At 35.5% G+C, this 24,840-nt stretch carries 23 protein-coding genes and 1 pseudogene; 4 read left to right on the top strand and 20 right to left on the bottom strand.

Annotated elements, in window-relative coordinates; translation table 11 throughout:
• Nucleotides 1-50 precede the first annotated feature (50 nt).
• Nucleotides 51-230: a hypothetical protein gene (locus MKY81_RS09265; RefSeq protein ID WP_341117613.1), complete on the bottom strand. Its 180-nt coding sequence runs from the start codon at nucleotides 228-230 to the stop codon at nucleotides 51-53.
• Between the two features lie 579 nt (nucleotides 231-809).
• Between MKY81_RS09265 and MKY81_RS09260 the strand changes: the two genes are divergently transcribed.
• Nucleotides 810-1,130, top strand: coding sequence for a YbjQ family protein (locus MKY81_RS09260; RefSeq protein ID WP_066231340.1), 321 nt, complete (start codon nucleotides 810-812; stop codon nucleotides 1,128-1,130).
• Between the two features lies 1 nt (nucleotide 1,131).
• Nucleotides 1,132-1,359: a hypothetical protein gene (locus MKY81_RS09255; protein WP_236001872.1), complete on the top strand. Its 228-nt coding sequence runs from the start codon at nucleotides 1,132-1,134 to the stop codon at nucleotides 1,357-1,359.
• 58 nt (nucleotides 1,360-1,417) lie between these two features.
• Here the strand turns inward: MKY81_RS09255 and proP are convergent, their stop codons facing one another.
• From proP to MKY81_RS09205, 10 genes are all read right to left on the bottom strand, one after another.
• Nucleotides 1,418-2,887, bottom strand: a complete 1,470-nt coding sequence (gene proP / locus MKY81_RS09250) for a glycine betaine/L-proline transporter ProP (protein ID WP_341117609.1) — start codon at nucleotides 2,885-2,887, stop codon at nucleotides 1,418-1,420.
• A 490-nt stretch (nucleotides 2,888-3,377) separates the two neighbouring features.
• Nucleotides 3,378-4,142, bottom strand: a complete 765-nt coding sequence (locus MKY81_RS09245; protein WP_107958692.1) for a LamB/YcsF family protein — start codon at nucleotides 4,140-4,142, stop codon at nucleotides 3,378-3,380.
• A 19-nt stretch (nucleotides 4,143-4,161) separates the two neighbouring features.
• On the bottom strand, nucleotides 4,162-5,097 hold the full coding sequence (locus MKY81_RS09240; protein ID WP_108071165.1) for a 5-oxoprolinase subunit C family protein: 936 nt from the start codon (nucleotides 5,095-5,097) through the stop codon (nucleotides 4,162-4,164).
• Between the two features lie 46 nt (nucleotides 5,098-5,143).
• Entirely contained in the window at nucleotides 5,144-5,860 is a 717-nt protein-coding gene (gene pxpB / locus MKY81_RS09235; RefSeq protein WP_108071163.1) for a 5-oxoprolinase subunit PxpB, read from the bottom strand.
• A gap of 36 nt (nucleotides 5,861-5,896) precedes the next feature.
• Nucleotides 5,897-7,216, bottom strand: a complete 1,320-nt coding sequence (locus MKY81_RS09230; protein WP_066231327.1) for an MFS transporter — start codon at nucleotides 7,214-7,216, stop codon at nucleotides 5,897-5,899.
• A gap of 35 nt (nucleotides 7,217-7,251) precedes the next feature.
• Nucleotides 7,252-8,049 carry a carbon-nitrogen family hydrolase gene (locus MKY81_RS09225; protein ID WP_341117608.1) on the bottom strand — a complete coding sequence of 266 codons (798 nt, stop codon included), beginning with the start codon at nucleotides 8,047-8,049 and terminating at the stop codon, nucleotides 7,252-7,254.
• Nucleotides 8,050-8,052: 3 nt separating this feature from the next.
• Nucleotides 8,053-8,739, bottom strand: a complete 687-nt coding sequence (locus MKY81_RS09220) for a DUF2848 family protein (RefSeq protein WP_066226136.1) — start codon at nucleotides 8,737-8,739, stop codon at nucleotides 8,053-8,055.
• Between the two features lies 1 nt (nucleotide 8,740).
• A complete protein-coding gene (locus tag MKY81_RS09215; RefSeq protein ID WP_066226132.1) occupies nucleotides 8,741-9,424 on the bottom strand; it encodes a GntR family transcriptional regulator in 684 nt (227 codons plus the stop codon).
• Between the two features lie 352 nt (nucleotides 9,425-9,776).
• Nucleotides 9,777-10,940, bottom strand: coding sequence for an MFS transporter (locus MKY81_RS09210; protein WP_066226129.1), 1,164 nt, complete (start codon nucleotides 10,938-10,940; stop codon nucleotides 9,777-9,779).
• Between the two features lie 584 nt (nucleotides 10,941-11,524).
• Nucleotides 11,525-11,803 carry a hypothetical protein gene (locus MKY81_RS09205; protein ID WP_066226124.1) on the bottom strand — a complete coding sequence of 93 codons (279 nt, stop codon included), beginning with the start codon at nucleotides 11,801-11,803 and terminating at the stop codon, nucleotides 11,525-11,527.
• A gap of 407 nt (nucleotides 11,804-12,210) precedes the next feature.
• Here MKY81_RS09205 and MKY81_RS09200 point away from each other — a divergent pair, with 407 nt between their 5' ends.
• Nucleotides 12,211-13,188: a YdcF family protein gene (locus MKY81_RS09200; RefSeq protein WP_411815345.1), complete on the top strand. Its 978-nt coding sequence runs from the start codon at nucleotides 12,211-12,213 to the stop codon at nucleotides 13,186-13,188.
• A 433-nt stretch (nucleotides 13,189-13,621) separates the two neighbouring features.
• On the opposite strand, the gene MKY81_RS09195 is transcribed toward MKY81_RS09200, so the two are convergent.
• From MKY81_RS09195 to deoD, 7 genes and pseudogenes are all read right to left on the bottom strand, one after another.
• Complete coding sequence (locus MKY81_RS09195; protein ID WP_066226119.1) at nucleotides 13,622-14,692, bottom strand: isocitrate/isopropylmalate dehydrogenase family protein; 1,071 nt, start codon at nucleotides 14,690-14,692, stop codon at nucleotides 13,622-13,624.
• 228 nt (nucleotides 14,693-14,920) lie between these two features.
• Nucleotides 14,921-16,132: a MalY/PatB family protein gene (locus tag MKY81_RS09190; protein ID WP_107921436.1), complete on the bottom strand. Its 1,212-nt coding sequence runs from the start codon at nucleotides 16,130-16,132 to the stop codon at nucleotides 14,921-14,923.
• Nucleotides 16,133-16,219: 87 nt separating this feature from the next.
• Nucleotides 16,220-16,666, bottom strand: coding sequence for a hypothetical protein (locus MKY81_RS09185; RefSeq protein ID WP_108071154.1), 447 nt, complete (start codon nucleotides 16,664-16,666; stop codon nucleotides 16,220-16,222).
• Nucleotides 16,667-16,827: 161 nt separating this feature from the next.
• Nucleotides 16,828-17,415, bottom strand: a complete 588-nt coding sequence (locus MKY81_RS09180; protein WP_108071151.1) for a hypothetical protein — start codon at nucleotides 17,413-17,415, stop codon at nucleotides 16,828-16,830.
• Nucleotides 17,416-17,638: 223 nt separating this feature from the next.
• Nucleotides 17,639-18,760: an SH3 domain-containing protein gene (locus MKY81_RS09175; RefSeq protein ID WP_244913467.1), complete on the bottom strand. Its 1,122-nt coding sequence runs from the start codon at nucleotides 18,758-18,760 to the stop codon at nucleotides 17,639-17,641.
• A 485-nt stretch (nucleotides 18,761-19,245) separates the two neighbouring features.
• Nucleotides 19,246-20,426: pseudogene (locus tag MKY81_RS09170) on the bottom strand (NupC/NupG family nucleoside CNT transporter).
• Nucleotides 20,427-20,497: 71 nt separating this feature from the next.
• Nucleotides 20,498-21,205: a purine-nucleoside phosphorylase gene (gene deoD, locus MKY81_RS09165; RefSeq protein WP_108071148.1), complete on the bottom strand. Its 708-nt coding sequence runs from the start codon at nucleotides 21,203-21,205 to the stop codon at nucleotides 20,498-20,500.
• 434 nt (nucleotides 21,206-21,639) lie between these two features.
• Between deoD and MKY81_RS09160 the strand changes: the two genes are divergently transcribed.
• Nucleotides 21,640-22,866, top strand: a complete 1,227-nt coding sequence (locus MKY81_RS09160) for an IS110 family transposase (protein WP_108073350.1) — start codon at nucleotides 21,640-21,642, stop codon at nucleotides 22,864-22,866.
• Between the two features lie 337 nt (nucleotides 22,867-23,203).
• Here MKY81_RS09160 and MKY81_RS09155 read toward each other — a convergent pair whose 3' ends face one another.
• Both MKY81_RS09155 and MKY81_RS09150 read right to left on the bottom strand, forming a co-directional pair.
• Nucleotides 23,204-24,043: a hypothetical protein gene (locus MKY81_RS09155; RefSeq protein WP_341117606.1), complete on the bottom strand. Its 840-nt coding sequence runs from the start codon at nucleotides 24,041-24,043 to the stop codon at nucleotides 23,204-23,206.
• Entirely contained in the window at nucleotides 24,031-24,639 is a 609-nt protein-coding gene (locus MKY81_RS09150; protein WP_341117605.1) for a helix-turn-helix domain-containing protein, read from the bottom strand. Before MKY81_RS09150 ends, MKY81_RS09155 begins: the two co-directional genes overlap by 13 nt.
• Nucleotides 24,640-24,840 lie beyond the last annotated feature (201 nt).

Genomic DNA, 24,840 nt, shown 5'->3' with positions numbered 1-24,840 from the left:
TTGTACTCGAGTTAGGAAAGTTACTATCATTCATAATAAAGAAATCAATTTCATCTTCGGCGACGAGGAGCTGCATTTTTAGATTGCGAAAATCGTTTAAATAGAATTTCTGCTAAAGACACCTCAGCCTTTTCTTCAAAAACATTCTCTTGCCATCTTTGATATAAATATATGATGGGTACAGTGATAGCAATCATAATGAAGAGTCCAAAATTAGACATATTGTTCATCGTATAAAGCCCTACTTTCTGAAAGATAAAGGACTTATAATAAGAGCTTGAATTAAATCGATAACCCAATTTACAATAAGGAAAATCCAAAAATTCGGATAGGTAAAATAAAACATATAAACGGTCGTAACAATCAGAAATCCATATACAAAAGATGAAATATTGGTGAGAAAGAATATATTGCTTGTTTCGTGAACATCCCACCAATTCCATACTTCAGCCATTTGAAAAAGAATTGTATATAAGACAGCCATGAATAGAGATACTGGCATAAAACGCTTTACACGTTTCGAATCTAAGGGGAGCAATAAAAAAACCAAGGAGCTAAAAATAAAATCCATGAGACAATCTGACCCATTCGATATACCTCCAATTAAAAATACCTAATTGATACTGTACCCTCTTTTTCGGTAGATAATCGTTCGTCCGCGAAGTAGGATAACTGAGATATAATTAATCCGATGATCTGCTTAGAAACCAACACAATTGCCTCTTTATTTGAAAAAACAATGGTATCTTTCACTCAAAACAAAGTAAAATGAACATGTAGTGAATCAATTTTGAAAAGGGGCGTTCCATATGATTATCGTAACAACAGAGAAAATTGCTAATCACAAAGTTACCGAAGTGAAAGGTCCAGTATTTGGGTTAACTGTTAGAGCAAGGGGGATTGGCAAAGATATCGTTGCTTCGTTGAAAGGTCTTGTAGGCGGAGAAATAAATCAGTATACGGAAATGCTGGAGGATGCCAGAAAGCAAGCGATCGATCGCATGGTAGAAAACGCTAGAGCAATGGGCGCGAACGCAATCATTATGATGCGCTTTGACTCTGGTGAAATCGGCCAAAACATGAGTGAAATCGTTGCTTATGGAACAGCCGTTATTGTAGAAGAAGAATAAGATGATGGAATGGATTTTCGGCTTTTACGGTATTCAACTCATTGTTCTCCTTATTTTAATCTTAGGATCTTGGTTTATATGGGATCGTCGCTTCAAGACAAAACACGGTCAACAAGTACCTAAAGGATTCGTCCGAACAAATGAAGTTTCTATCGACCCAACCACAAAGAAAAGATTAGTTGTTTATTTTAATCCGGAAACTGGAGAACGATTTTATAAAGAAGAATAAAAATCAAGAAGGCTGCCAGAAATTATTGGCAGCCTAAGTAAATAATTACTTGTGAACCTTATTTTTCATTATCTGAATCAGCGATTTTTTCATCAATAGTTATCTTTTCTTCTTTCCACCAAATGGCCTCTTGTGGATTCTCCAATATATCTGCAATTTCGTGTTTTTCTTCTACTGCTGGAGCTGAACCACGCAGCGCTTTCCCTGTTGTATCTTTTACAAAAATCATTGTCACAATACCAATTAAACAAGCAGCCATAATATAGTAAGCTGGAACCATTGGGTTACCAGTCACTTTTATAAGCCACGCCATAACCAATGGTGTTGTTCCGCCAAATAAGGAAACCGAAATATTAAAAGTAACGGCTAGCGCAACATATCTTACTTCTGTAAAAAATAAGGAAGGCAGCATGGACGGCATGGTTCCTTCAAATGTAGCTAAAAGAATTGCTAATATCATTAGTCCAAAAAACACCGTCGTGTAACTTCCATTTCCAATCATCTTGAATGCTGGGATGGACAGAATAACTATGCCTATTAATCCACTTAAAATAATACGTTTATTCCCAACCCGGTCACTAATATAGCCCATGAATAAAACGATTGGAATCATGATAAACATAATAATCAAAATGAACAAAAGACCAACTGTTTCACCATAACCTAGCACAACATTTAAATAAGATGGCATATATGATAGCAACATGTAATCGACAACATTAAAAAATAAAACTAAAACTACCCCTTTAAGCAGTTGCGGCCAATGATATACAAAAACTTTTTTTATTAAGCCTTTTTCTTTTTCTTTGTCTTTCCCTTCATTCATTGCTTCAAAGACAGGTGATTCCTCTAAATTATTTCTCAAATAAAGACCAATTAGTCCCATCGGAGCAGCAATAAAAAACGGAATGCGCCATCCCCAATCAAGCATTTTATCCGGTCCGAGTGTATAACTCAGAATCGTCACAATTGCGGATCCACCGATATATCCAGCTAATGTTCCCACTTCTAAACCACTTGAAAAAAAACCTCTTTTTTTATCTGGAGAAGATTCGGCGATAAATGTCATGGCACCTGAATATTCACCACCCGCGGAAAATCCCTGAACCAGTCTGGCCAAAAGCAAAAGTATTGGAGCCCAATTTCCAATCTTTGCATAGCTCGGTATCAAACCCATACATAGAGTAGAAAAAGACATTAACACTAAAGTGATCGTTAATATCTTTTTTCTTCCTAACTTATCACCCAACATACCAAAAAACATCCCGCCAATAGGACGAACGAGAAATGCTACAGCAAAAGTAGCAAACGAAAACACTAATTGTAGCGACCCGGCTGTGCCCGAAAAAAATACCTTTCCTATCGTTACGGCTAAATAAGAGTAAATTCCAAAATCAAACCACTCCATCGCATTTCCAAGGGCAGTAGCCACCACCGCTTTTTTAGCCGCTTTTGTATCAACAACCGTAATATCATCTTTTTTTAGTTTTCTTTTAGGACTTTTTTTACCCCCAAAAATTTTGTCCAATTGCTTCACCTATATTCTTATTAAAAATTATCATTTAATGTTATTTTGAACTGACTTCTTTATTTCTATTCCGATTGGTTTTCTGCTACACTCATACCGTACATTAACAATATTTTCGGGTTCGCCCATATCAAAGCCGCTAAAGGTAATTGGTGGAATTATCTTAAAAAATTAGAAGAAGGTCAAAAAAGGGTAAAATCGAAGCATTAACATTCTCTGCAGATAAGAATGTTGATTTTGCTTTAAGAATTAGTGTTACATTAATTATAAATATTACCAACTTTATGGTCAAATTTGGTGCTTTGCTTTATTCCATTCACTTCTTTTGTTTAATTTCTTTTTGTTAAAATATTTTCCTAGTAGTTTTATATGGAAAAAGTGTGTAGTGGCTTCTTATTGGTCAAATAAAGTAAAGAAAAAAAGAGGCTTCCAAAAAGTTTAGCAACTTAATGAAATACCTTCTTAAAAAGCTTAATATTTAGTTAAAAGACTACACGGAAAACGGAGCAATCTCAATATCCATACTTTCAAGCTTTTGTTTTATCGTTCTAATCATGTCTAAAGCAGTCGGAGTATCACCATGGACGCAAATCGTTTCTCCTTGCACTTCCATTTCCTCACCATCAAAGGTTGTCACTTTTCCTTCTGTCACCATTTTTAATACTCTCTCTGCAACAATGTCTGGATCAGTAATGACAGCACCTTTTTGTTTTCTTGATACTAACGAAAAATCGCTATTGTATTCTCGATCAGCAAACAATTCTAAAATAAAAGGTAATCCTTTTTCTTTTGCTACCAAATGTAATTGAGAGTTAGGCTTAACCATGATAGGTAGATCTGGTTTAACGGCAAGTACTGCATCCACTATATTTGTAGCCATTTCTTTATCTGAATCTGCCATATTATTCATATTTCCGTGCGGTTTTACATGCCGAAGTGGTGTTTCATGTTTTTGACAAAATATATCGAGTGCACCAATTTGATAAATAATCAAATTCATTAAGTCTTTTCTTGACATGTCGATATTTCGTCGCCCAAACCCAGCTAAATCTTGAAATCCCGGATGTGCCCCGACACCAACACCATATTTTTTGGCCATCGCTACTGTATGATCCATCGTGTTAGGATCTCCGCCATGGAACCCGCAGGCAACATTTACAGAAGAGATTAATTTTATCACTTCATCATCGAAACCAAGTTTATAAACCCCAAAACTTTCTCCCATATCACAATTCAAATCAATGGTTTTTCTCATTTTACACTCTCCTAAAAAATCAATTATAAGAATACGACTTTAATATTAAAAAATCATGTTCCATTTCTTTTAATAAATCATGTGCATCTTCAATTGTAATTTTTTCGAATGTTATACTGTCTCCCGGCTTCACTTGAGCTAATTTCGGTAGATCTACCGTGATTACTCCCCCTATTTTCGTATACCCGCCTACACTTTGCCTTCCGACTAAAAATATAATTGGCTGTCCATTTTTAGGAACTTGAATGGCTCCGAAAAATATCCCCTCAGACGTGATATCCGCCCCTCCTATATGCTCTATTACAGGTCCCTCTAGTCTGCAGCCCATTCGGTTCACATCTTTGGTTGCCTTATACGTAAAGGAAAAGAATGTATCTATCGCTTTTTTTGAAAAAGCTTCCTCTTGAGGACCAAGTATGACTCTCAGGTGAAATGAATTAGTGTAAGTAGGGATTAAATATTCAGGAAGACGACGCCTAATCCCTTGAAACTGGCTAAGTGGCTGCTCGTTAAAAGGAATAATATCACCTTTTTTAAGTGCTCTTCCTTCTATTCCGCCAATTTTTCCAATTGTATCGGTGGATCTACTGCCTAATATCTCTGGAACAGTAATTCCACCTAGTACACTGATATATGCTCTACAACCGGACTTGCATCCGGCAAAATGAATAATATCTCCAATATTTACTTTCACGGAGCACCACATGGGGGAAGGAACTCCGTTAATTGTAAAAGTAAGGTCCCCTCCTGTCACCGCTATAACGGTCTGCTTTAATGATTTCATTTTTAATCCCATGAGAGTTACCTCTAATACTGCCGAAGATTCCGGGTTTCCCACTAAAATATTGGCTATCCTATGAGAGTAATGATCGGCGGATCCAGATACAGCCAGCCCATATTTTTGGTATCCTGATCTCCCTAAATCTTGAACGGTTGTAAATACGCCTGGGTGAATGACTTCAAAAATAACAAATTCCTCCTTTCCCTGAACTGGTGTCTATTCAATTTTTAATTACAGGAATATATTTTCCATCTTCAACTTGTTCTTTTATTTCATTAAATTCGTCGATCTGTATTTCTTTAAAAGTCACTTTATCGCCCGCATGTAGTAAAAATGGCTGGTTTGCCTGCCAATCATATAAGCGTATCGGAGTTTGTCCAATTAATCTCCATCCTCCCGGACTTTCAACAGGATAAATACCCGTTTGATTATTTGCAATCCCTACACTCCCAGAAGGAATTGAAATCCGGGGATTTTCTAAACGAGGAGTAGCGATTCTTTTTGACATACCTCCCATAAAAGGAAAGCCAGGTGTAAACCCTATAAAATAAACTAAATAGCTGGCTGCACTATGAATAGAAATAACTTCTTTTGGTGATAGATTGTTATAAGTAGCCACACTTTCCAGATCAGGTCCATGTTCCCCACCATATAGAACAGGAATTTCAATATGTCTTCTTTTTTCATATTTATTACTGTCATTATTGGTTTCTAAATATTTGAGCAGCTCGACAGCTTGTTGGTAAGACAGTCGTAAAGGATTGTATTGAACGAGTATTGAACGGTAGCCGATAATAACTTCGCCAAAACCCTCTTCCGCCTTGTCTTCAATAAGTTTTGATAAATGGATGATCCGTTTATTTGTTTTTTCATCGATACCTGCATCGAGTTCCATCAAGATCGCTGAATCTCCAGCAGCTTTATATCTAAAATCCAATTTCATCAATCCCTTAAAAGGTACTCTTAAAGATTATTAATCTTCTTTATGATATTTAACATCCACAAATTTTAATGCAATTAACGCTATTACTGCTGCAATTATAATATATCCACTAATGGCGTATCCGGTATCAAATTTATTAAGAAGATAGGTAGAAATCAATGGAGCTACTCCTCCACCAATCAAACCTCTAAACATAAAAGTAATAGCTGATCCACTAAATCTAAGATGTGCCGGGAAACTAGCGGCAATAACCGGAGCCAACGGTGCCCACATAATAGAGTGAATGATAAATGCTATAATAATGGCCAAGAAAATTAATCCTGTACTTTTAGTATTTAGTAAATAAAAATACGGCAAAGCCCATAAAATAAGTAGTATATTACCAAATCCAAGTATTTTTTTTGGACTTATTTTATCGCTTAAATATCCAAATAAAGAGATTGCGAATACGGCTATAACTGCACCTACAAGTGTTGCATTAACAAAAATTGATTTATCTAAGCCTAAAAATTTTATTCCGTAGGTCGTCGTATAGAAAGCAAACACTCCAAATGCAATATCACTACTAACATTTGAAAATACTCCGGATATTACCTGTTTAGGATAATGCTTAAACACGGAAACAAAAGGTAATTTAGGTAACTCCTTTTCTTCGAGCGCTTTTTTAAACGAAGGAGTTTCTAGCAAATTGAATCTAATCACTAATCCAATAATTACCAAAAATATACTTAAAATAAATGGTACTCGCCAACCCCATGTTTGAAAACTATCGCCGGAAACTGTAATAAAAAGAGAAGTTACTGCTGTTCCTAGTATCAATCCCAGAGGAACTCCAATCTGAGGCAAAGCGGCCATAAAGCCTCTATTTTTCTTAGTTCCCCATTCCATTGAAATCAAAACTGAACCCGGCCATTCTCCTCCAATAGCAATTCCTTGTAAAAATCTAAGTACTGTAACGATAATAGGTGCCCATAATCCAATTTGATTATAACCAGGTAGTAAACCTACAAGAAGCGTCATGACCCCCATTAAAATTAAAGTGGCTACTAAAGAAACTTTTCTACCGATTTTATCGCCCAAATGTCCAAATAGAATTCCACCGATTGGTCTTGCAACATAACCAACCGCATAAGTTGAAAAAGTTAGTAGCGTTGCTACATATGGATCTTGTTCCGGAAAAAATAATTGCGGAAATATAATTGCAGCCATTGTTCCGTAAAGAAAGAAATCATACCATTCTATCGTTGATCCTAATACACTTGAAATCCCAGCAATTTTTTGCTGCTTGCTGCGATCAATTTGTGTATCATTCGCAGTGTTATGAACTGTATTCTCCCTAATTTTATTCATTAACTTTCCCCCTCGAATTAACAAAATTTTAAATGTTATAAACCTTGCTTATACAAATTAGGTACGCGACTAGAGAATACGGGTACTTTTTGGCGAACTTCCAATGTTTCTTCAATATTAATTGAAATATATAGCGTTTCTTCAACTGTTGTTGATCCTTCTATCAATGTATCTCCCGATGGATTAACGACCATGGAGTTGCCAGCAAAAGTAGTGGATTGATACGAGCCAACGTTGTTGCAGGAAACAACAAATAATTGATTTTCGATCGCGCGTGTAATTTGAATGTTTCTCCAATGGTTAAGTCGTTCTATAGGCCATTCTGCGACGATAAACAATACTTCGGCTCCTTCTAATGCAAGTGGACGGATAACTTCCGGAAAACGTAAGTCATAGCAAATGATAAGTCCCATCTTAATTCCATCAAGTTCGAAAACTTCTGGAACGTTTTGTCCCCCCTCTAAATACTTCGGCTCGTTTAGCATCGGGACCAAATGGACTTTATCATATTGATAAATCGCTTCTCCTTGTCGGTTTATTACAACCGCTGTGTTAAAGATCTTTCCATTGACCTTATTTGCAAAAGAGCCGCCAATAATATTGATGTTAAAAGTTTGGGCCATCGTTTGAAGGAAAGGTATAATCGTTTGGCCGTTATCGTCTGCATAATGATGAATGTCCTCCAAAGTGTAGGAGGTAGTCCACATTTCAGGTAATACAATGACGTCCGGACCGGAGTTTTTCACTTCCTTTTCAATCCATGCACGTACTTTTTTCATATTTTCCATTGGATTACCAGGGATGATTTCCATTTGGTAAATTGAAATTTTCATCTCTTACGCCTCCAAATCTAAGCGGGTAATAGCATATTCCGCATGTATTTCATCATTTCTTACATTGTCAATGAATGCCATTTTAAATCCGCTACCATATTTAAATCCTTCTAATAGTGGTACAGTTCCCGAGAAGATGACGCAATTTCTCATAGAAATGTTCTTCTTATTGAGAAAAGCTTTTATATCATCCAAAGGAATAATTGCGTCAATCTTCGCCATTTGGTAATCCTGCCAATGACCGTCTATATAAACTTGTGAAGTTAATATAAGGTCATCCCAGTGATCAATTACGTCGTTAAGCTTCCATGCCTTATGAGCAAGCGGTTTATCGCAAATTTGTTTTGATTGGTTAATATCAATGGTTTCCAGTGATCGGTCTGTATGATCGCTGCCTACAGTAATGTATACATCATCATCTGAATCTCCGAATATTAGAACAATTTCCGCTTCACCACTTGATTCTCCACCAAGTACTTCAATTTCCTCAGTTTGATTAAGACTATTTCTGCGAACTGGATAGAGTGTCGGGATTTCTGCCGGACGTGGTACGCCGATTTTTTCTAGTTCATCAATATGCTCCATTGTTTTTTCTATATTGCGACCGGCATACCCTATACAATAAACAGAGTTTATAGTAATCTCTTTATCTTCGTTATTAATAGTTAACGGTAATGTTATCGTTTTCAATTTACTCCCCCTCTTCGGAAACGCTTTCATTAGTTGCATTTAGACTTGATAAAATAGCTGTTCGAGTATGCTCGATATGCTCTAATGCAGCCTTTTTTGCTTTTTCTACTTCTTTATTTTTTAGACAATCAATGATTCGCGCATGCTCTTTTAATGTTTGTTCCTTTCGATTAGGTAAATTCACCGCACTAACACCAAACCACCTTATTTGTTCACTTATCGTATTCATTAAATATACAAGACGGCGATTTCCACTCAATTCAGAAAGGTAAATATGAAAATCTTTATCTACTGATATGAATTGTCCATTATCTTCCACCTGACCAAGCTGTTTTACGTAAATTTCATTTAGCTGTTCAATGTCCCTCTCTTTAATGATCGGGATAATCAGTTCGATAATTAGACTTTCAAGTGCTTTTCTAATTTGAATCACTTCTTCAACATCCGAAATTGTAATTTGACTAACGAATGTCCCTTTTCTCGGTATAGACTTCACCCAACCTTCCATCTCCAATAGTAGAATAGCTTCTCTTACAGGGGTTCGACTAATTTCTAAGCTTTCGCCTAAGTCCCTTTCAAATAAAGCGCTTCCCGGAGGAATCTTTTGTAAAATGATTGCATTTTTAATTCCTTCATATGCTTGTTGCTTCAGAGAAGGAGCCTGCTGTACTTTAAATAGGCTCATCCTATATCTCCCTCCCATTCTGGCATGTGGCATGCCAGTTATATTTACAGTTTATTTAGAGTAGTTATTTTTGTCAATATATTTAAAGAATATAAACCACCTTGAATAATAAAAAAGCTGAAGAAAAATTTAATCTTCAGCTTTTATCCCAACTTAAAGTTTTTAATTTTTTCTCTGTAAAATGAAAAGAATGACAAGGATTCAAATCTTTTTCACGTCCATTTCTATCGCTATCAATTTGTATCAGCTTTTTATAGAGGAAGCCCTTAAATCAAATACAGATCAAGAAGAAACCATAAAAAACTAACTTATATTCTTGCCACCTTATGCATTCGCTCGAAAATACCTATCTTTACGTTTTAAGATAATCTCTTTTTTTCCATGCAAACGAAATTCCAATTCCAACTGCTAATAAGACCGTTGCAAAATAAAAAGGGTAGTTTAAATTAATATCGAATAACATCCCGCCCATAATTGGTCCAATAACATTACCGATACTAGTGAACATAGAGTTCATACCGCCGACAAAACCTTGTTCATCACCGGCAATTTTTGATAAATACGTTGTTACAGCCGGACGCATCAAGTCAAACCCAACAAATACGGTTACAGTAACAATTAAAATGGTAAAATAGGTGTTCACGATTGTTACTAAAAATACGAGTATCGCTGAGAAAATTAGGCAATAGCGAATTAAGCGAATTTCCCCAAGCCAGTTCGTTAGGCGATCAAATAAACCAATTTGAAAAACTGCCCCAAATATCCCGCCACCTGATACCACTATGGCAATATCCTTCGGGGAAAAGCCGAATTTATGATCGACAAATAAAGAAAACAACGATTCAAAGGACGATAGACCGAACGAAAAAATAAAAATAATAATAAAAGATATAAAATAGATCGGTACAAAAATACGTTTCCATCCTGTTTTTTGTCCTGTTCCTTCTCCATTTTCAAGTTGTCGTTCCGGTTCATGAAGTACAGCGACCGATATAATTGCCGTGACTACTGCAAAGGCGGCTGCAACGAAGAACGGCAAGCGAGTATTCAACTCTCCTAAAAAGCCGCCAAATCCGGGTCCAATAATAAAACCCGTCGAAATAGCAGCCGACATATATCCCATCGCTTTTGACCTTCCCTTAACCGTCGTAATATCTGCAATAAACGCGGTAACAGCTGGCATAATGAATGCTGCACTGACACCGCCAAGCATACGAGAAATAAAAAGCACCTCTACAGTTTTACCGATTCCAAATAAAAACTCCGAAATTCCAAAAATGATTAAACCAATAATAATCATTTTTTTACGTCCAAATCGGTCTACCCAACGGCCGGCAATGGGCGACAATATTAACTGCGTAAGTGCGAAAAACGCTACCATATAGCCGACAACAGATCCAGCAATATGTAATTCATCCATAATCGTAGGAGTAACTGGAATAACAAGGCCAATTCCCACAAAAACAATAAAAAGATTAATCAATAATATAGCTAACATCATGTTTCGATTTTGCATAGACTTTACTCCCTTTATGTAAGCTAAAATTCCTCTTTCAAGTTATATCCAAATTCGTTCAAATAATAAGGCAATTATAAACAACCTTACAACGCATAATTTAATCCCTACTCTATCGGTAGAGTCAAGTTTTTTGCTTTTAGCAAATGCTGAAATTCATGAATTGCTGCTACAAATCAATTAATGGTTCATTTTCCTGTTACTGGATTTTATGATCAAGCAATGTTATAATCTCTATTCCTTCTTTTTTCCTCGAAACCACCCAGCTCATTAGCTGCTAAAGTGAGTTTGATAATTAAGCGGAGAAATTCCTCTTAATTTGGAAATAGCATTAAATATTGCTAAAATAGCCGGAAAGATTCCGGCTATTGACTCGAAAAACGTAAAAATGGGTACTTTTGCTTTGCTTAATCGGAAATTCTCCGCTTAAATTCCCCGCACCGAGCTCTATACAGCAGACTAACCGGAAAACTTCCGCTTATTTAAATATCACTGGTTACTGATTTAAGGATAAGATTTCTAATGTTTCAAAAAACCAAGTAAACCTCATTTAGATGCTTTGAATCTCTGTAATTCTTTATCGATCACTTTTTAATTTTTCCTAATTCATCTAAAAAGGCCGGCCTTTTTCTATATAAGGCTATTAGTTCATTTATCAATTCCAATTGTTTTGGCTTACCTACAATCTTTTTATATCTTCTGATTTTGTGACATACTCCTTGGTAATCTCTTCGATTGGATGAAGTACGTGCCGTATCTTTTATATACTCTTTATAAATTTCAATGACTTCTTCTTTATAATGCTTGACTAGCTTTTCAGCATATTCTTCTATATATCTCGTATTATCTTTAACATATTCCAAGAGTTCCTCAAGATCATTTTCTTCCTCTATCGTATGCTTCTACAACATTTCCTTCGAGGTAATAGGTATACCCTCTGTCTAAAATGGTTTTGTTTATATAGCTTTCAAAATTATTAATGTTCATATTCAGACCCTCGCCTTATCTATCGAATAATTTCGTATACGTTTTCCAATAGGTTAATCAACAAATAATCCCTTCTCATTAATCGGGGGAATATTTTATATATGATATCAAAAATTTAATCCTCAATCGGATCCAACTTTCATAAATGTTCAAAAGAACAGTACAACTAAATTTTTTTGAATTGTAAACTAATAAAAATAGGCAAAAATAAAAAAGGGTTATAAACTGATACAGCTATCGTTTATAATGAACTGGATAATCTTATAAAAAGTCGAGGTATAAAATGGTTATTATTGGAATTATCACTGTTATTTTATTTATTATTTTCCTAGCATTTTATTTAACAGATCCTAGACGAATGATAAACGGTTTTCTATTTAACCTGTTTATTTGTTCATTTCTTCTTTTTTGTGGTTATGTAGGATTCAGTTCAGATATTTTTATTTTTAAGTTAATCGCTCTTATCCCGACTGTTTTATTTATACTTTTTATCTCAGCATTCGGATTATTTGCACTAGGGGTAGGGTTATTTTTAAATGGCCGATTCCTGATGAAAAAAGAAAGCAGGCGATTCTCTAACAGTTTAACCCTCATTTTAGGGATCTTTCTTTTAGTATTGTTCTTATTTAAAATCATGAATACTGAGCGTTTTTTTTCTACTGAATTTCACCCTTTATACACTGGGGCTACTTTAATAATCGTTTATTTCTTTTTACACTTAACCAATTTTTTAACTGCTTATTTTTTATATCAATTTAACAAGCCAAAATTGAACCAAGACTTTATCATCGTACTTGGCAGTGGTTTAATTAACGATAAAGTGCCGCCGCTCTTGGCCAGTCGAATTAATAAGGCCATTGATTTTTATTGGAAACAAGCGGCTGCCGCTTTTCCGCCAATCATTCTTTTCTCAGGCGGACAAGGGCCGGATGAAAACCTTTCTGAAGCGGAAGCCATGCAAACGTATGCTGTTGAGAAAGGAATTCCTTCTGAGCATACATTGACAGAAACTCGTTCAGTTAATACATTCCAGAATATGCTTTATTCAAAACAAATAATGGATTCAATAAAGGGAGGCGAATATAACAGCATCTTTACTACAAACAATTTCCATCTATTCAGGGCCAGCTTATATGCAAAAATGGCAGGCCTAAAGAGCCAAGGAATTGGTTCAAAAACTGCATTTTACTACTGGCCAAATGCAATGATTCGAGAATATATCGCAATCATTGTGATGCAACGTAACGTCATACCGTTGTAGTGGGGATCATTTTAGGAGTTTCCATCCTTTTAACCCTTTTATCCCTTCTTCTAGTTCTATTAAATTAACCAATATAAAAGCCATTCATCTATTGTGAATGGTTTTTTGTATTGGTTAGTTAAGTTTAAAGACGCACCATCTATCAAATTTGAATGTTAATCGTGTTCCATAATGATTCTTCCGTCATGGACTTTCGATGGATGATTTAAATTAACAACAGGATTTTGTGCCAGATAGTGATTGAGCTATTGAATAATCCGAAATACGCTGACAGCAATAGCCAGTTTCATGTAAACCAAGAGACCATCGTGCTAGAAATAGATGAAATTCCTTTTCTCAGATAAGCTAACGGAAAGTCCAGCACAATAATCAGTAGCCTTTAAATAACTGAAAGCTTCCTTTACATTAAACCGCTTTTTCAAGAAATTCCTGCTTATCGTTTAAGTCTTTCAATAATCCCTTCGGTAAATTCTGTAGTCGAAGCCGTACCACCTAGGTCCTTTGTTTTCACACCTTCAGAAATAGCCAAGAATAACCCGTTTTCTATATTACGGGCAATTTCCGAAACCTTTGGATCATTGTGCTGGCTAGCCAACCACTCTAAAAACATGACAGCAGATAGTATAATTCCTGTAGGATTCGCAATGTTTTTTCCTGCAATATCAGGTGCTGAGCCATGTGCCGCTTGAGCCATTGCTTGATTGTCACTGCTATTAATCGATGGTGCTAAACCAAGACTTCCCACTAACTCTCCTGTTAAATCGGATAAAATATCACCAAACATATTCTCTGTGACAATCACATCAAAGTCATTAGCACGTCTAACAAGATGTGCCGCCATAGCATCAATATGATAATCATCCACTTCCACATCCGGATATTGCTGACCCACTTCACGGCATACATCAAGAAATAACCCAGACCCCAGTTGAATCACATTTGCTTTATGTACGATCGTAACCTTCTTGCGGCGTTGCAGAGCCGCCTTAAATGCAGCATGGGCAATTCTTTCAATTGCTTTTCTAGTAAATACACCAGCGGAAATGACGATGTCGGGTGTAACTTTCCACTCTCCAACACCAACATACATATTTCGATCACAATAATAACCTTCCGTGTTTTCTCGGTAAATCACTAAGTCCGCATCGCCTACTACGCTTCGAATACCTTCCATCGTTTTGGCAGGCCTAACATTTGCATATAAGTCAAAATAAGTGCGTAGCTCCCCACTTGGATTTCTTTTTTCTTTAAGTTCTTTTGGATACGATGCTGAGTCATGTGGACCCATAATCCATCCATGAGTCTCTTTTAACGCATCTTTTGTTGATTGCGGCATTGGATCATTGTATTTTTCTATTCCATCCCATCCCATAGGAAGCTCTACAAATTCAAATTTCGTTGTTCCTGCTAATTTCGATGCTGCAGTTAATACATCTACTGTTGCCTTTGTTATTTCAGGGCCAATTCCATCCCCATAAAGTACACCAATTTTATAGGTTGCCATGATAATTCCATTCCTTTCCAAAAGCCGTTTTGTCTTTTAGATTAAATATAATAATAAAATAGTTAAAAGTATAATATATAAATCTAATAAATAATCATATGTTTTACTTATGATTGTTTAATCCTGGAATGCTATCTAATCCGAAGGAAAAAGATCGAATACAAGACTGCATCAAAATAAAAGGAGCCCCATCTATCAGGATTAGGACTCCTTGATTAATTTTTGTACTTAGGATTTTAATAAACTTTTAGATTCAACATCCTTAAATTCCGCGGCAATTCTTTCAAGAGCTTTTTTAATGAGAGGTCTAGGTGATGGGATACAAATTCTTTGAAAACCTTCTCCTTCCTCTCCAAACATTTCGCCATCTTCAAGCAGGACATTTGCTTTGTTATAGATGCGATCATGAACTTCTTTAGCTGAAAGACCATATCCCCTAAAGTCCAACCACATCACGTAGGTTCCTTCAGGTATTCTGACTTTAACGGTCGGCAAGTTCTTCGCAAGGAAATTTTTCACATACTCCATTGTACCATCAAGATATTCGTTTAACTGTTCAAGCCATTCTTCTCCCTCATTGTAAACGGCGATTAGTGCAGCAATTGTAAATGGTGATGGTAGCTGCATGCCCAATGTTTCACTGAATTTTTGTCTTTTTTCTGGTTCGGAAATGATCACATTCGTACAATGAAGGCCTGCTGTATTAAATGTTTTGTTAATGGCTGTAAAAGTGATGATATGACAATCATTGTCAACTGTTTTTGCAATTGGAATAAACGTTTGATTACGTCTGATCAGGTCTCCGTGAATTTCATCTGCAATGATAAGGACATTATTTTTTATGCAAATATCCGCTAACCTTTGAAGCTCTTCTCTTGTAAAAATTCTTCCGGTTGGATTGTGCGGATTACAAAGAATGAACATCTTAGTGTTTTCATCCCTTGCTTTCTCTTCAAAGTCCTCAAAATCTATCGAATAATAGCCATTATCATCACATTTAAGGACATTATTTCTTACCTTTCTTCCGTTTCCTTCAATTGCTGCAGTAAATGGAGGATATACAGGGCGCTGAATGATGATACCATCACCGATTTCTGTAAATGCTTTAACAGCAATATTTAAAGCATGAACGGTTCCTGGACAGTATACAATATCCTCCTTTGCGATCTCCCAATCATGTCTCTTTTTAAACCAATGTTGTATGGCATCATAATAGGCATCTGGAATAATAGAATAACCGAATATCCGATGATCAACAGTTTTATGCAAAGCATCTAATAAAGCCTGTGAAACTGGTAAATCCATGTCGGCAGTAAATAGTGGTATCGTCTCTTCATCATATCTTTCTGTGAAACCCATCTTTTTAAGAAAATCACCACCATCCCATTTCATCGAGTAGGTATTCCTGCGATTGACGATTTCATCAAAATTGTATTTCATATTGATTCTCCCCCTTATGAATTTTTTAAAGCGCCTTCATTAATTCTTAAAGAAAGTTTAGCACTAAAATATCATCAAATGAATGATTTAGATGACCTTTTGAATTTTCAAACCAGAAATTTGACCGAGTAAATTTCTATAGTATTCAGAACGAATAGAAAAACCGCCAAATTCCTCGTGAGTTGTACATGAAAACCAAACAAAGTTATTTTTCAAAAAGGTTAAGTCTTCTGGTAATTTTGGAGCTACCCAATCGTATAGTGTGCTTGCAAATTTTTGCAGTAGTTCACATGTGGCCTGATTTGCTTCGATTATATATATCGTTGCTGCCGGTCCCTTTGTTATTGTATTTGCCCACTTTTTTGTTTTATAAGTTTCGACGGTGTACGGTTTAAATTGTACAAGAATTTCCGGATCGTATTTCAATTCTTTTCTAGTTACAAAATAGAATTGGTCCGAATGATCACAGAGCACTTTTATTAACTGCCGATACGTTTCTCCAGAAGGATTCTCAACTAAATCCCAATATTCCATTTCATCACCTATGTTTATAATGATAATAATTATCTAATACGTAATATTCGTAGGAAAGTTTCATATAGTCCCGTTAATAAAAAACACCATTCTTAATCGTAAATTTCTTACAATAAGAATGGTGTTTTTCACTTTTGAAACTATTATTAATCTTCTCGAGCCTAATTATCTTCTATCTTCTTAATGACCTCACCGTTTTTCTCGTAAAAAATGAACGTTTTCCCTGAAGGACCTTGGCAATCCAAGGCATCAGGTTGTATATTCAGAAACCACATTTTCAAGTTTTTAGCCTCCTTAAAATAAGGAGTCAATGGCAGTAAATCTGCTTCAGTTTTACCTATTTTAACTTTGGTAATATTAGGGTTTTCGGTAATCGCTGTTGCAACACAATTGAAGTGTAAATCGTATTCGATATCCTTTTCCTTCATATTCTTTAAGTCGTCATTATCAATTCGATAAACGGACGGACCCCTCCAAAGAAAAAATTCTTTCCAGAAACGAAGCTGATAGATTTTGTTTTCACCTGCTAAAATGAGCAATTGTTTATCAGTTGGTTCAATTTTTTTTGCATTCTTTAGAAATTCCGTGGACAGTTCTGTTCGCCTGTTTTCATTCACCCATGCCTGATACGCTCTCTCTTTTGTAAAATAGCTATCTTTTAAAAACAAATCTCCAGTTTTTAAAAAATATATGAACCAAACTAGTAAAAATACTATCAAAATAAAAATAAAAACTCGTACTAATTTCATTGATTTCCCCCTTTGTTTACCTCTTATGTTTGCATTAGTCTATCGATAAAACAATATTACTCCCACTTACCCATTTTCCGAATTATACCATAAATCTCCAAGGATTTAGAAAGCAATTAATCTATTTTCTAAAATGATAAGCAATATTCATAAAGAACTAAATAAAAATGTATATAAAAAAAACCTACAAACGAGATATTATCTCATGTAGGCTTTGCTTGGATTAATATTTGTTTAATTCCTTAATAGGTGTTTGAATGATGACTGGTTTCTTTTTAGGATCCAACCATTTTAAAATCTTCACAACATTGGTTTGCGATGTATCTGTGCAACCAAGCGTGTAGCTACTTCCTATATGGAAGAAGATTGCACTTCCTTTGTATGGTATACGTTTTGTATTGTAATTAATTACAAAACCGTAGTTATATGCTGAAATATTCATATTTTCAGCACTTTTCCACTGACCTTTGGTTTTCTTGCGAGATTGCCAAGTGTTGTAAAGTTTAGATTTTGAATCATCCACCCAAACATCATCGGATGTGATTTTTCGGTAAGGTAATTTAGTTCCTGGATTACTGTAACGTCCAAATGCCGTCCCGATAGTATACTTTCCAATTGGAGACTTTTTACCGCCTTCACTCATCTTGGATGCCGGAGTGAATCCATATTTACCAATATGACCTGTTGTAGTTAAAACAGGAATCCATTTTCCTTTAGAATTTTTCTCAAATGTTCGTATTTCAGCGGAGGAAGTATTGTAACCGTTAGAAGTGACAAGAATTAATTGCTTATTACTTCCCACTGTCTTTAACCCTGCTGCTAAATTTTTAGGAGCAGCTGGTTTCTTCGTAGTAAGGTATTTGTTAGACACCCAACCCGTTTTACTTCCAATCGTCACCTTACTCCAAGAACCTTTTGTTTGCGTTACTTTTACCGATTGATTCTTTTTAACAGTCGTAACTACTTTATATTTTGTACTTGCACCGCTTCTGACATTTAATACACTAGCTGTGACATACATTGTTTTAGAAGTCGTTTTCGTTGCTGCACTTTTCTTAGCTGTAGTAGCTGGTTTCTTCGTAGTTAGATATGTATTAGATGCCCAACCGATTTTACTCCCCACGGTTACCTTATCCCAAGAACCTTTAGTTTGGGTTACTTTAACCGATTGATTCTTCTTAATCGTTGTCACCACTTTGTATTTCGTACTTGCACCAGTTCGGACATTTAATGTACTAGCTGTAACATATTTGGTTTTGCTAGTCGCAGCATGAGCCGGTTCAGCCATATGGAATCCTGCAAATACAACGAAAAGTGCAATAAAGATTGCGAATATCTTTTTCATCAATTTCCCCTCCCTTATAGTATTGAAATTAACCTTTTTATAGTTTTAAACCGGAAGTGCCCAGCAAGGGAAGTTAACACAAAAGTAATTTTACCATTATTCATTTATAAAATCATTTCACTATCTTTACAGTTTGATAGTTTATGATTAAATAATCATTACTCTGCTAATGAATCGGATGTATCAGACAAAGTTATTTGATTTTGGTTGTTATAACTGAATGATGTCCCTGTGTTGGAAGAAAAATAAACGGAAAAATTCCGTTTAAATTGGGAAATATCCATATTTCCCTTAAAATAAAGGAAGTTTTTCCGGTTATATTATCCAAATCCTTGGATTATGTCTTATTTAGAGAAGTTAATCGGAATAACTCCGCTTATTTCTGCTTTTTTAACCTTCTCTATATACAATAGCCGGAAATTTTCCGCCTATTCGCCAGGGCAGTTCTTTTTTGTTGAATCGACAGAACCTTCCCGGGGGTTAAATTAAAATATGAGACTGACGATTATTGAGGAGAGAACGCTTACAAGAGTAGCACCATATAACAATTTTAACCCGAAACGAGCAACGACATTCCCTTGTTTTTCATTTAACCCTTTCACCGCTCAACGATTGTACCAATAGATCCAAAGTTTGCAAATGAGATTAAAAATACTGAAACAATGGCCGTTGTACGTTCACTCATACTGTTTTGTATCTTAACAAAATCAAGCATTGCAACGAACTCATTCGAAACAAGTTTGGTTGCCATGATACCACCTGCTTTAACAGCTTCATGCCATGGAACACCCATTAAAAAGGCAATTGGCGCAAACACATATCCTAAAACTCCTTGGAATGAGATGCCAAATATACCATTAAAGATTCCGTTAATTAAAGCAATTAATCCAACAAAACCAACTAACATTACTCCAACTACTATGGCCACTTTAAAGCCGTCCATAATATATTCGCCAAGCATTTCAAAAAATGTTTGTTTTTCTTGTTCCTTAACTTCAACTATATCTTCTTCCGGTTTCACTTCATATGGATTAATTATAGATGCAATGATAAAACCGCCAAATAAGTTTAATACTAATGCAGCCACTACATACCTAGGTTCTAACATGGTCATATAGGAGCCAACAATTGACATTGATACGGTCGACATCGCAGACGCACATAATGTGTACAAGCGATTTTTAGACAAAAGTCCGAGTTGGTTTTTAACAGAAATAAATACTTCATTTTGTCCTACAATTGCTGCTGCAACCGCGTTATAAGATTCTAATTTACCCATACCATTTACTTTACTTAGCACTAAACCAATATACTTAATAATAAACGGCAGTATTTTGAAATGTTGTAAAATTCCTATAATCGCAGACATAAATACAATTGGCATCAAAACATAGAGAAAAAATGTATGAGCACCTTTATTTGCCATTCCACCAAAAACAAAATCGGTACCTTCATTGGCATAACCGAGCAATTTGGCAAAACCATTGGCAAAGCCTTTAACTAAAAATTCACCTACACCCGTTTTTAATAGAATCAACCCTAAAACAATTTGAATAACAATCATTACTATGATTGGACGATATTTAACCTTTTCCTTATTACTACTCGCAAGCCATGCCAGTAACAGAACAATAATCAAACCAATAACAGAAATTAAATAATGCATTCTTTTATTCCTCCAAATATCGGTTAAAAAGCTTGTACCATTTTTCGATATCTTTCTATTAAAATCATAAATTAGTTATCAATGATTGTATTAAGGGCTATTTCTACCATTTCGTTAAAAGATTGTTCACTATCTTTATGAGATGAGCGTTCATTTGTTAATAATTGGCTGCCTACTGTCAAAATAGATAATGCTTTCACACCATATTTAGCAGCTAATGTATAAAGTGCTGTGCTTTCCATTTCGACCGCTAATACACCGAAATCCATAAACTTGTGAAGTCGATCTAATGTTTCACGGTAAAATTCATCTGAATTATAAATGTTCCCAACAAAGACGTTCACGTTTTTATTTTGTGCTTGCTGATATGCTTTCATTAACAACGAATAATCCGAAGTCGGTGCATAATTACACCCGTGGAAAATTTTCTCCGTCATATTGCTATCTGAAGAAACTGCTTGGGCTAATACAATATCACGGATATTAAGTTCTTTTTGCATAGCACCACATGTACCAATTCGAATCAATTTTTTAACACCATAATCGTTTATCAATTCAGTTGCATATATACTCATCGATGGGTTTCCCATCCCTGTCCCTTGAACCGAAATCGGAACACCTTTGTATAATCCGGTGTAACCATACATCCCTCTTACTTCGTTATAACAATGGGCATTATCTAAAAACTTTTCTGCCACAAATTTTGCGCGCATTGGATCTCCCGGGAGTAAAACGCGTTCAGCTATTTCTCCTTCTTTTGCTTCCAAATGTACACTCATGTTTTTTCCTCCTCGTATAATAAGTTTTAGAAATTGCTTTTATTGTTCTTTGATAACTAAATAATTAAGATATTGCTATCTATGATGGAGGCAATGCTGCTCTCTCTTTATATTCATAAATAGCACAACCCGAATTGCTTGGATACTGGGGGATATCCCTGGATAATAGACATTGGAATGGATCCAACTGGGAATATGCTGTTTCCTCCTGTAGTTCGACTACGATTAAAGACTGTGACCCAGACAATGGTTGTACTGCAAACACACAAGCTGTATCGGTGTATTTCTATACCAATGTTAGTGGACATTGGGGCAGCTTTTAGAGACGCACCTTTTGAATACTCATACGCGAGGCTGTTGCCAGACCATTGTTTCTAGGGATATCCCGCAGTATCCAAGCTTATTCCATAATCAAATGAAAGGAGGTCCTTTCCGTGAATTTATTTGTAGGTATTGATGTAAGCTCTAAAAAACTTGATGTGTGTTTTCTGGACAGCGAAGACACACGTTTAAAAGAAACGACTTTTCCAAACGATATTCATGGAGCGAACCAGATTAAAGAAAATATCTTAGCTTATCATGGACAATCCCATTACGAAAAAATCATTGTCGGCATGGAATCCACCTCTGTGTATAGCTTTCACCCTGCGCATCTTTTAGATAACGATGCCGACTTAAAACGGATTGGGGTGGAAGTGGTGGTTCAAAATCCAAAGGCGATCCATCGGTTTAAAGGCTTATTTGAAGAAGATAAAACCGATAAAATTGATGCATTTCGGATTGCCGACTTTCTTCGGTTTGGGCGCTATAATAAAACCATCATCAAGGAAGAAAAGTATGTTGCCCTTCAGCGTTTAACGCGTTCTCGTTATCAGGTCATTCATCAATTGACCGAGTGTAAGCAGCATTTCCTTGAAAATCTCTATTACAAGTGCAATACATTGACCAATGAAGTAGATACTTCTGTTTTTGGTTCGACCATGATGGAGTTGTTCGCTGAATCCTTTTCGCTGGATGAGATCGCTCAGATGGAGCTGGAAGAGCTGGCTGAGTTCCTTCAAGAGAGAGGAAAAGGTCGCTTTCGTCAGCCAGAAAAAGTTGCGAAATCCATCCAAAAGGCGATTCGTGACTCCTACCGTTTAGGCAAGGTCGTACAGGACTCCGTTGATGTCGTATTGGCCACCTATGCCAAACTCATTCAAACACTTAAAAACCAGGTCAAAGAGTTAGAAAAAGGGATTGAGTCCCTATTTCACATTATTCCAGAAGGACAGTGCTTGAAAAGCGTGCCGGGTATTGGTCCGGTTTATGCGGCAGGGATTATCGCCGAAATCGGTCAAATTGATCGATTTGAAACACAAGCGCAAATAGCTAAATATGCCGGTCTCTTCTGGAAAAAATCGCAATCAGGCGACTATGAATCGGAACGAACACCACGAGTCATGTCGGGAAATCAGTATCTTCGTTATTACTTAGTTGAAGCTGCCAACTCGGTCCAACGAAATGAACCCGCCTATCGTGAATTTTACTTAAAGAAGTATAAAGAAGTTCCGAAATTTCAACACAAAAGAGCCCTTGTCATGACTGCAAGAAAATTAGTGCGTTTGGTGGATGTGCTACTACGCAATCACCAACTCTACACGCCAAAAAGGAGCGTGTAACTCAAAAGCAAATAGCTGCTTTTGAATCCTTTCAGCAAACCCGAACAAGCGTTCTTGTGATGGTGCGGGTTTAGTTCAGTGCGCCTTTTTTTCCTTTGAAAGTCCAAAATCAACTTTATTTTTTATGGATTTTCTCTTGACTTATTACCACAAGTCTTTTAGCTTTCTTTTAACAGTGATACCCACATGGAAATCGCTTACATTTCCCACCTTGAACTAATTTTCCTAGAAAATTGATGAGGTAAAATAAATTTAAAATCTACTAAAAGCATAAGTTTTTTTAAAATAACAAACTAGACCAAAAACTTACGGAAGGAACAGAAAATAATTGACCAAATTATAAAAGCAATTCTTTACGAATATTATCGAAATCTCTTTTAGTTGGTATGGTAGAAATAATAACAACGGGCACTGTCTTTAACGTTACAGGGATATTACTAATAACGAAATCAATTTTATGCTGCTGTACAATTTCATCGGTCAGTCCTTTCATTATTGAAGTATTAATGATCAATTCATCCCCAATTTCTTTTTTAATCAGTTTCGCTACGTAATGTTGAATTGAAAATTCTTCTCCAATAACCAGAAAAGCCTTTTTACTTTTATAATGTAAGCTTGAACTAACTAACAGCGTTAATTTTGTTAAATGAAAGTCATTATACGTTACAGCAGGGTATGCAGTATTCCACTCTTGCAAGCAAATTTGCACTTCTTGATAATTTTGCTGACATTCTTTTTGAACATACGTAATTAAATTATTATTTGAATTCAACATCAATTCTGGAATTGCATTATCAATTAAAAGCTTGTCAAAAAACTCATCTATTTCCCAAAGAAAACGTTCATTCATATTAAGATTGGGATACACCTCTAATAATAACGATAAAAACCGATCAACCATTTGATATTCTACTTTATTTTTGCCTCGCTCAGCTTCCTTCACTTTCACCATTATCGAATGATCGTAATAATTATATTGGCTAGTACTAAATAGTGATTGCATAAAGAATATTTCACTTTGCGACAATTCAATTGCGAACATTTGCTGAAGCTTTTTTGCTAAATTTGTCACCGGTAAATAAAACATTCCTTGTTTCCAAGGATAATTTCTTTCGGAAATTGTTACAGATTCACCTTTATTTACTCTTTCTAAAACAATAGCAACTAAAAAAGACAATCTTCTTTTGGAGTTGATAAAATAAACAATATTTTTTCTTCCTCAATATTTGATATTAATTGATTTATAACATCAAAATTAATCTTGGAAAATGGCCATCCTGCAAACTCATAGGCATCACAATACAATTTCCAATAAAAATATCGAATATTAATTTCATTTCCTTTCATTGAAGGTGAAGAATAAGTGATGCGCAGATTATAAGGTTTAAGTACATGATTATTTAATTGGATAATACGCTTTTTTAAAGAGGAGGAACTCATGAACATTACTTCGGCTAGTTCCTCGAGTGTGAATCGACCACCATCAGTAAATAACAAATCCATTAATCGAAAAAAAGTGGTTTGTTTAAACATATTAGAAATCACTTCACTAACAGTTTTGCTTCTCCTATCACGTTGGAGAAAGATCCCCTTTCCCCTGGAAACTTCAATTTTTATACCAGAAGGTAGTTGCTTGCTTATCCCTTCAGATATCTTGCTTATTGTTTTATCAGAAACACCTAATTTTTTCTCGATTTCGGCTAAAGTAAACCATCTTTGCTCAGTATCGAGCAATGTTAAAAATTCGCTCGCTATTAAAAAATCCTTATCCATTTTTTCACCTTTTTTCTAGCTAATTTATATCCGTAAAAAATCTCATTATATAAGTATAAAGGATAATGAATACAGAATCATAATTTCAAAGGGCATGAACAACCACCATTACCCATTTAATATTTTGTGTCTTTGTCTATGAACGATATTTTATCCACTAAAGAATTAATTGTTGATCCTTTTGAAAAAGCTAGTTCTGAT

The organism is Heyndrickxia sp. FSL W8-0423 (genome assembly GCF_038009395.1).
Taxonomy (GTDB): domain Bacteria; phylum Bacillota; class Bacilli; order Bacillales; family Bacillaceae_C; genus Heyndrickxia; species Heyndrickxia sporothermodurans.
This window is presented reverse-complemented; position numbering and strand designations above follow the sequence as displayed.

Coding starts and splice junctions, on each gene's coding strand:
- MKY81_RS09230 (WP_066231327.1), bottom strand. CDS start 7,216: ATGAATAAAATTAGGGAGAATACAGTTCATAACACTGCGAATGATACA.
- MKY81_RS09215 (WP_066226132.1), bottom strand. CDS start 9,424: ATGAGCCTATTTAAAGTACAGCAGGCTCCTTCTCTGAAGCAACAAGCA.
- MKY81_RS09260 (WP_066231340.1), top strand. CDS start 810: ATGATTATCGTAACAACAGAGAAAATTGCTAATCACAAAGTTACCGAA.
- MKY81_RS09150 (WP_341117605.1), bottom strand. CDS start 24,639: ATGGATAAGGATTTTTTAATAGCGAGCGAATTTTTAACATTGCTCGAT.
- MKY81_RS09245 (WP_107958692.1), bottom strand. CDS start 4,142: ATGAGAAAAACCATTGATTTGAATTGTGATATGGGAGAAAGTTTTGGG.
- MKY81_RS09190 (WP_107921436.1), bottom strand. CDS start 16,132: ATGAAATACAATTTTGATGAAATCGTCAATCGCAGGAATACCTACTCG.
- MKY81_RS09225 (WP_341117608.1), bottom strand. CDS start 8,049: ATGAAAATTTCAATTTACCAAATGGAAATCATCCCTGGTAATCCAATG.
- MKY81_RS09210 (WP_066226129.1), bottom strand. CDS start 10,940: ATGCAAAATCGAAACATGATGTTAGCTATATTATTGATTAATCTTTTT.
- MKY81_RS09265 (WP_341117613.1), bottom strand. CDS start 230: ATGAACAATATGTCTAATTTTGGACTCTTCATTATGATTGCTATCACT.
- MKY81_RS09195 (WP_066226119.1), bottom strand. CDS start 14,692: ATGGCAACCTATAAAATTGGTGTACTTTATGGGGATGGAATTGGCCCT.
- MKY81_RS09175 (WP_244913467.1), bottom strand. CDS start 18,760: ATGAAAAAGATATTCGCAATCTTTATTGCACTTTTCGTTGTATTTGCA.
- MKY81_RS09200 (WP_411815345.1), top strand. CDS start 12,211: ATGGTTATTATTGGAATTATCACTGTTATTTTATTTATTATTTTCCTA.
- MKY81_RS09255 (WP_236001872.1), top strand. CDS start 1,132: ATGATGGAATGGATTTTCGGCTTTTACGGTATTCAACTCATTGTTCTC.
- MKY81_RS09180 (WP_108071151.1), bottom strand. CDS start 17,415: ATGAAATTAGTACGAGTTTTTATTTTTATTTTGATAGTATTTTTACTA.
- MKY81_RS09185 (WP_108071154.1), bottom strand. CDS start 16,666: ATGGAATATTGGGATTTAGTTGAGAATCCTTCTGGAGAAACGTATCGG.
- deoD (WP_108071148.1), bottom strand. CDS start 21,205: ATGAGTGTACATTTGGAAGCAAAAGAAGGAGAAATAGCTGAACGCGTT.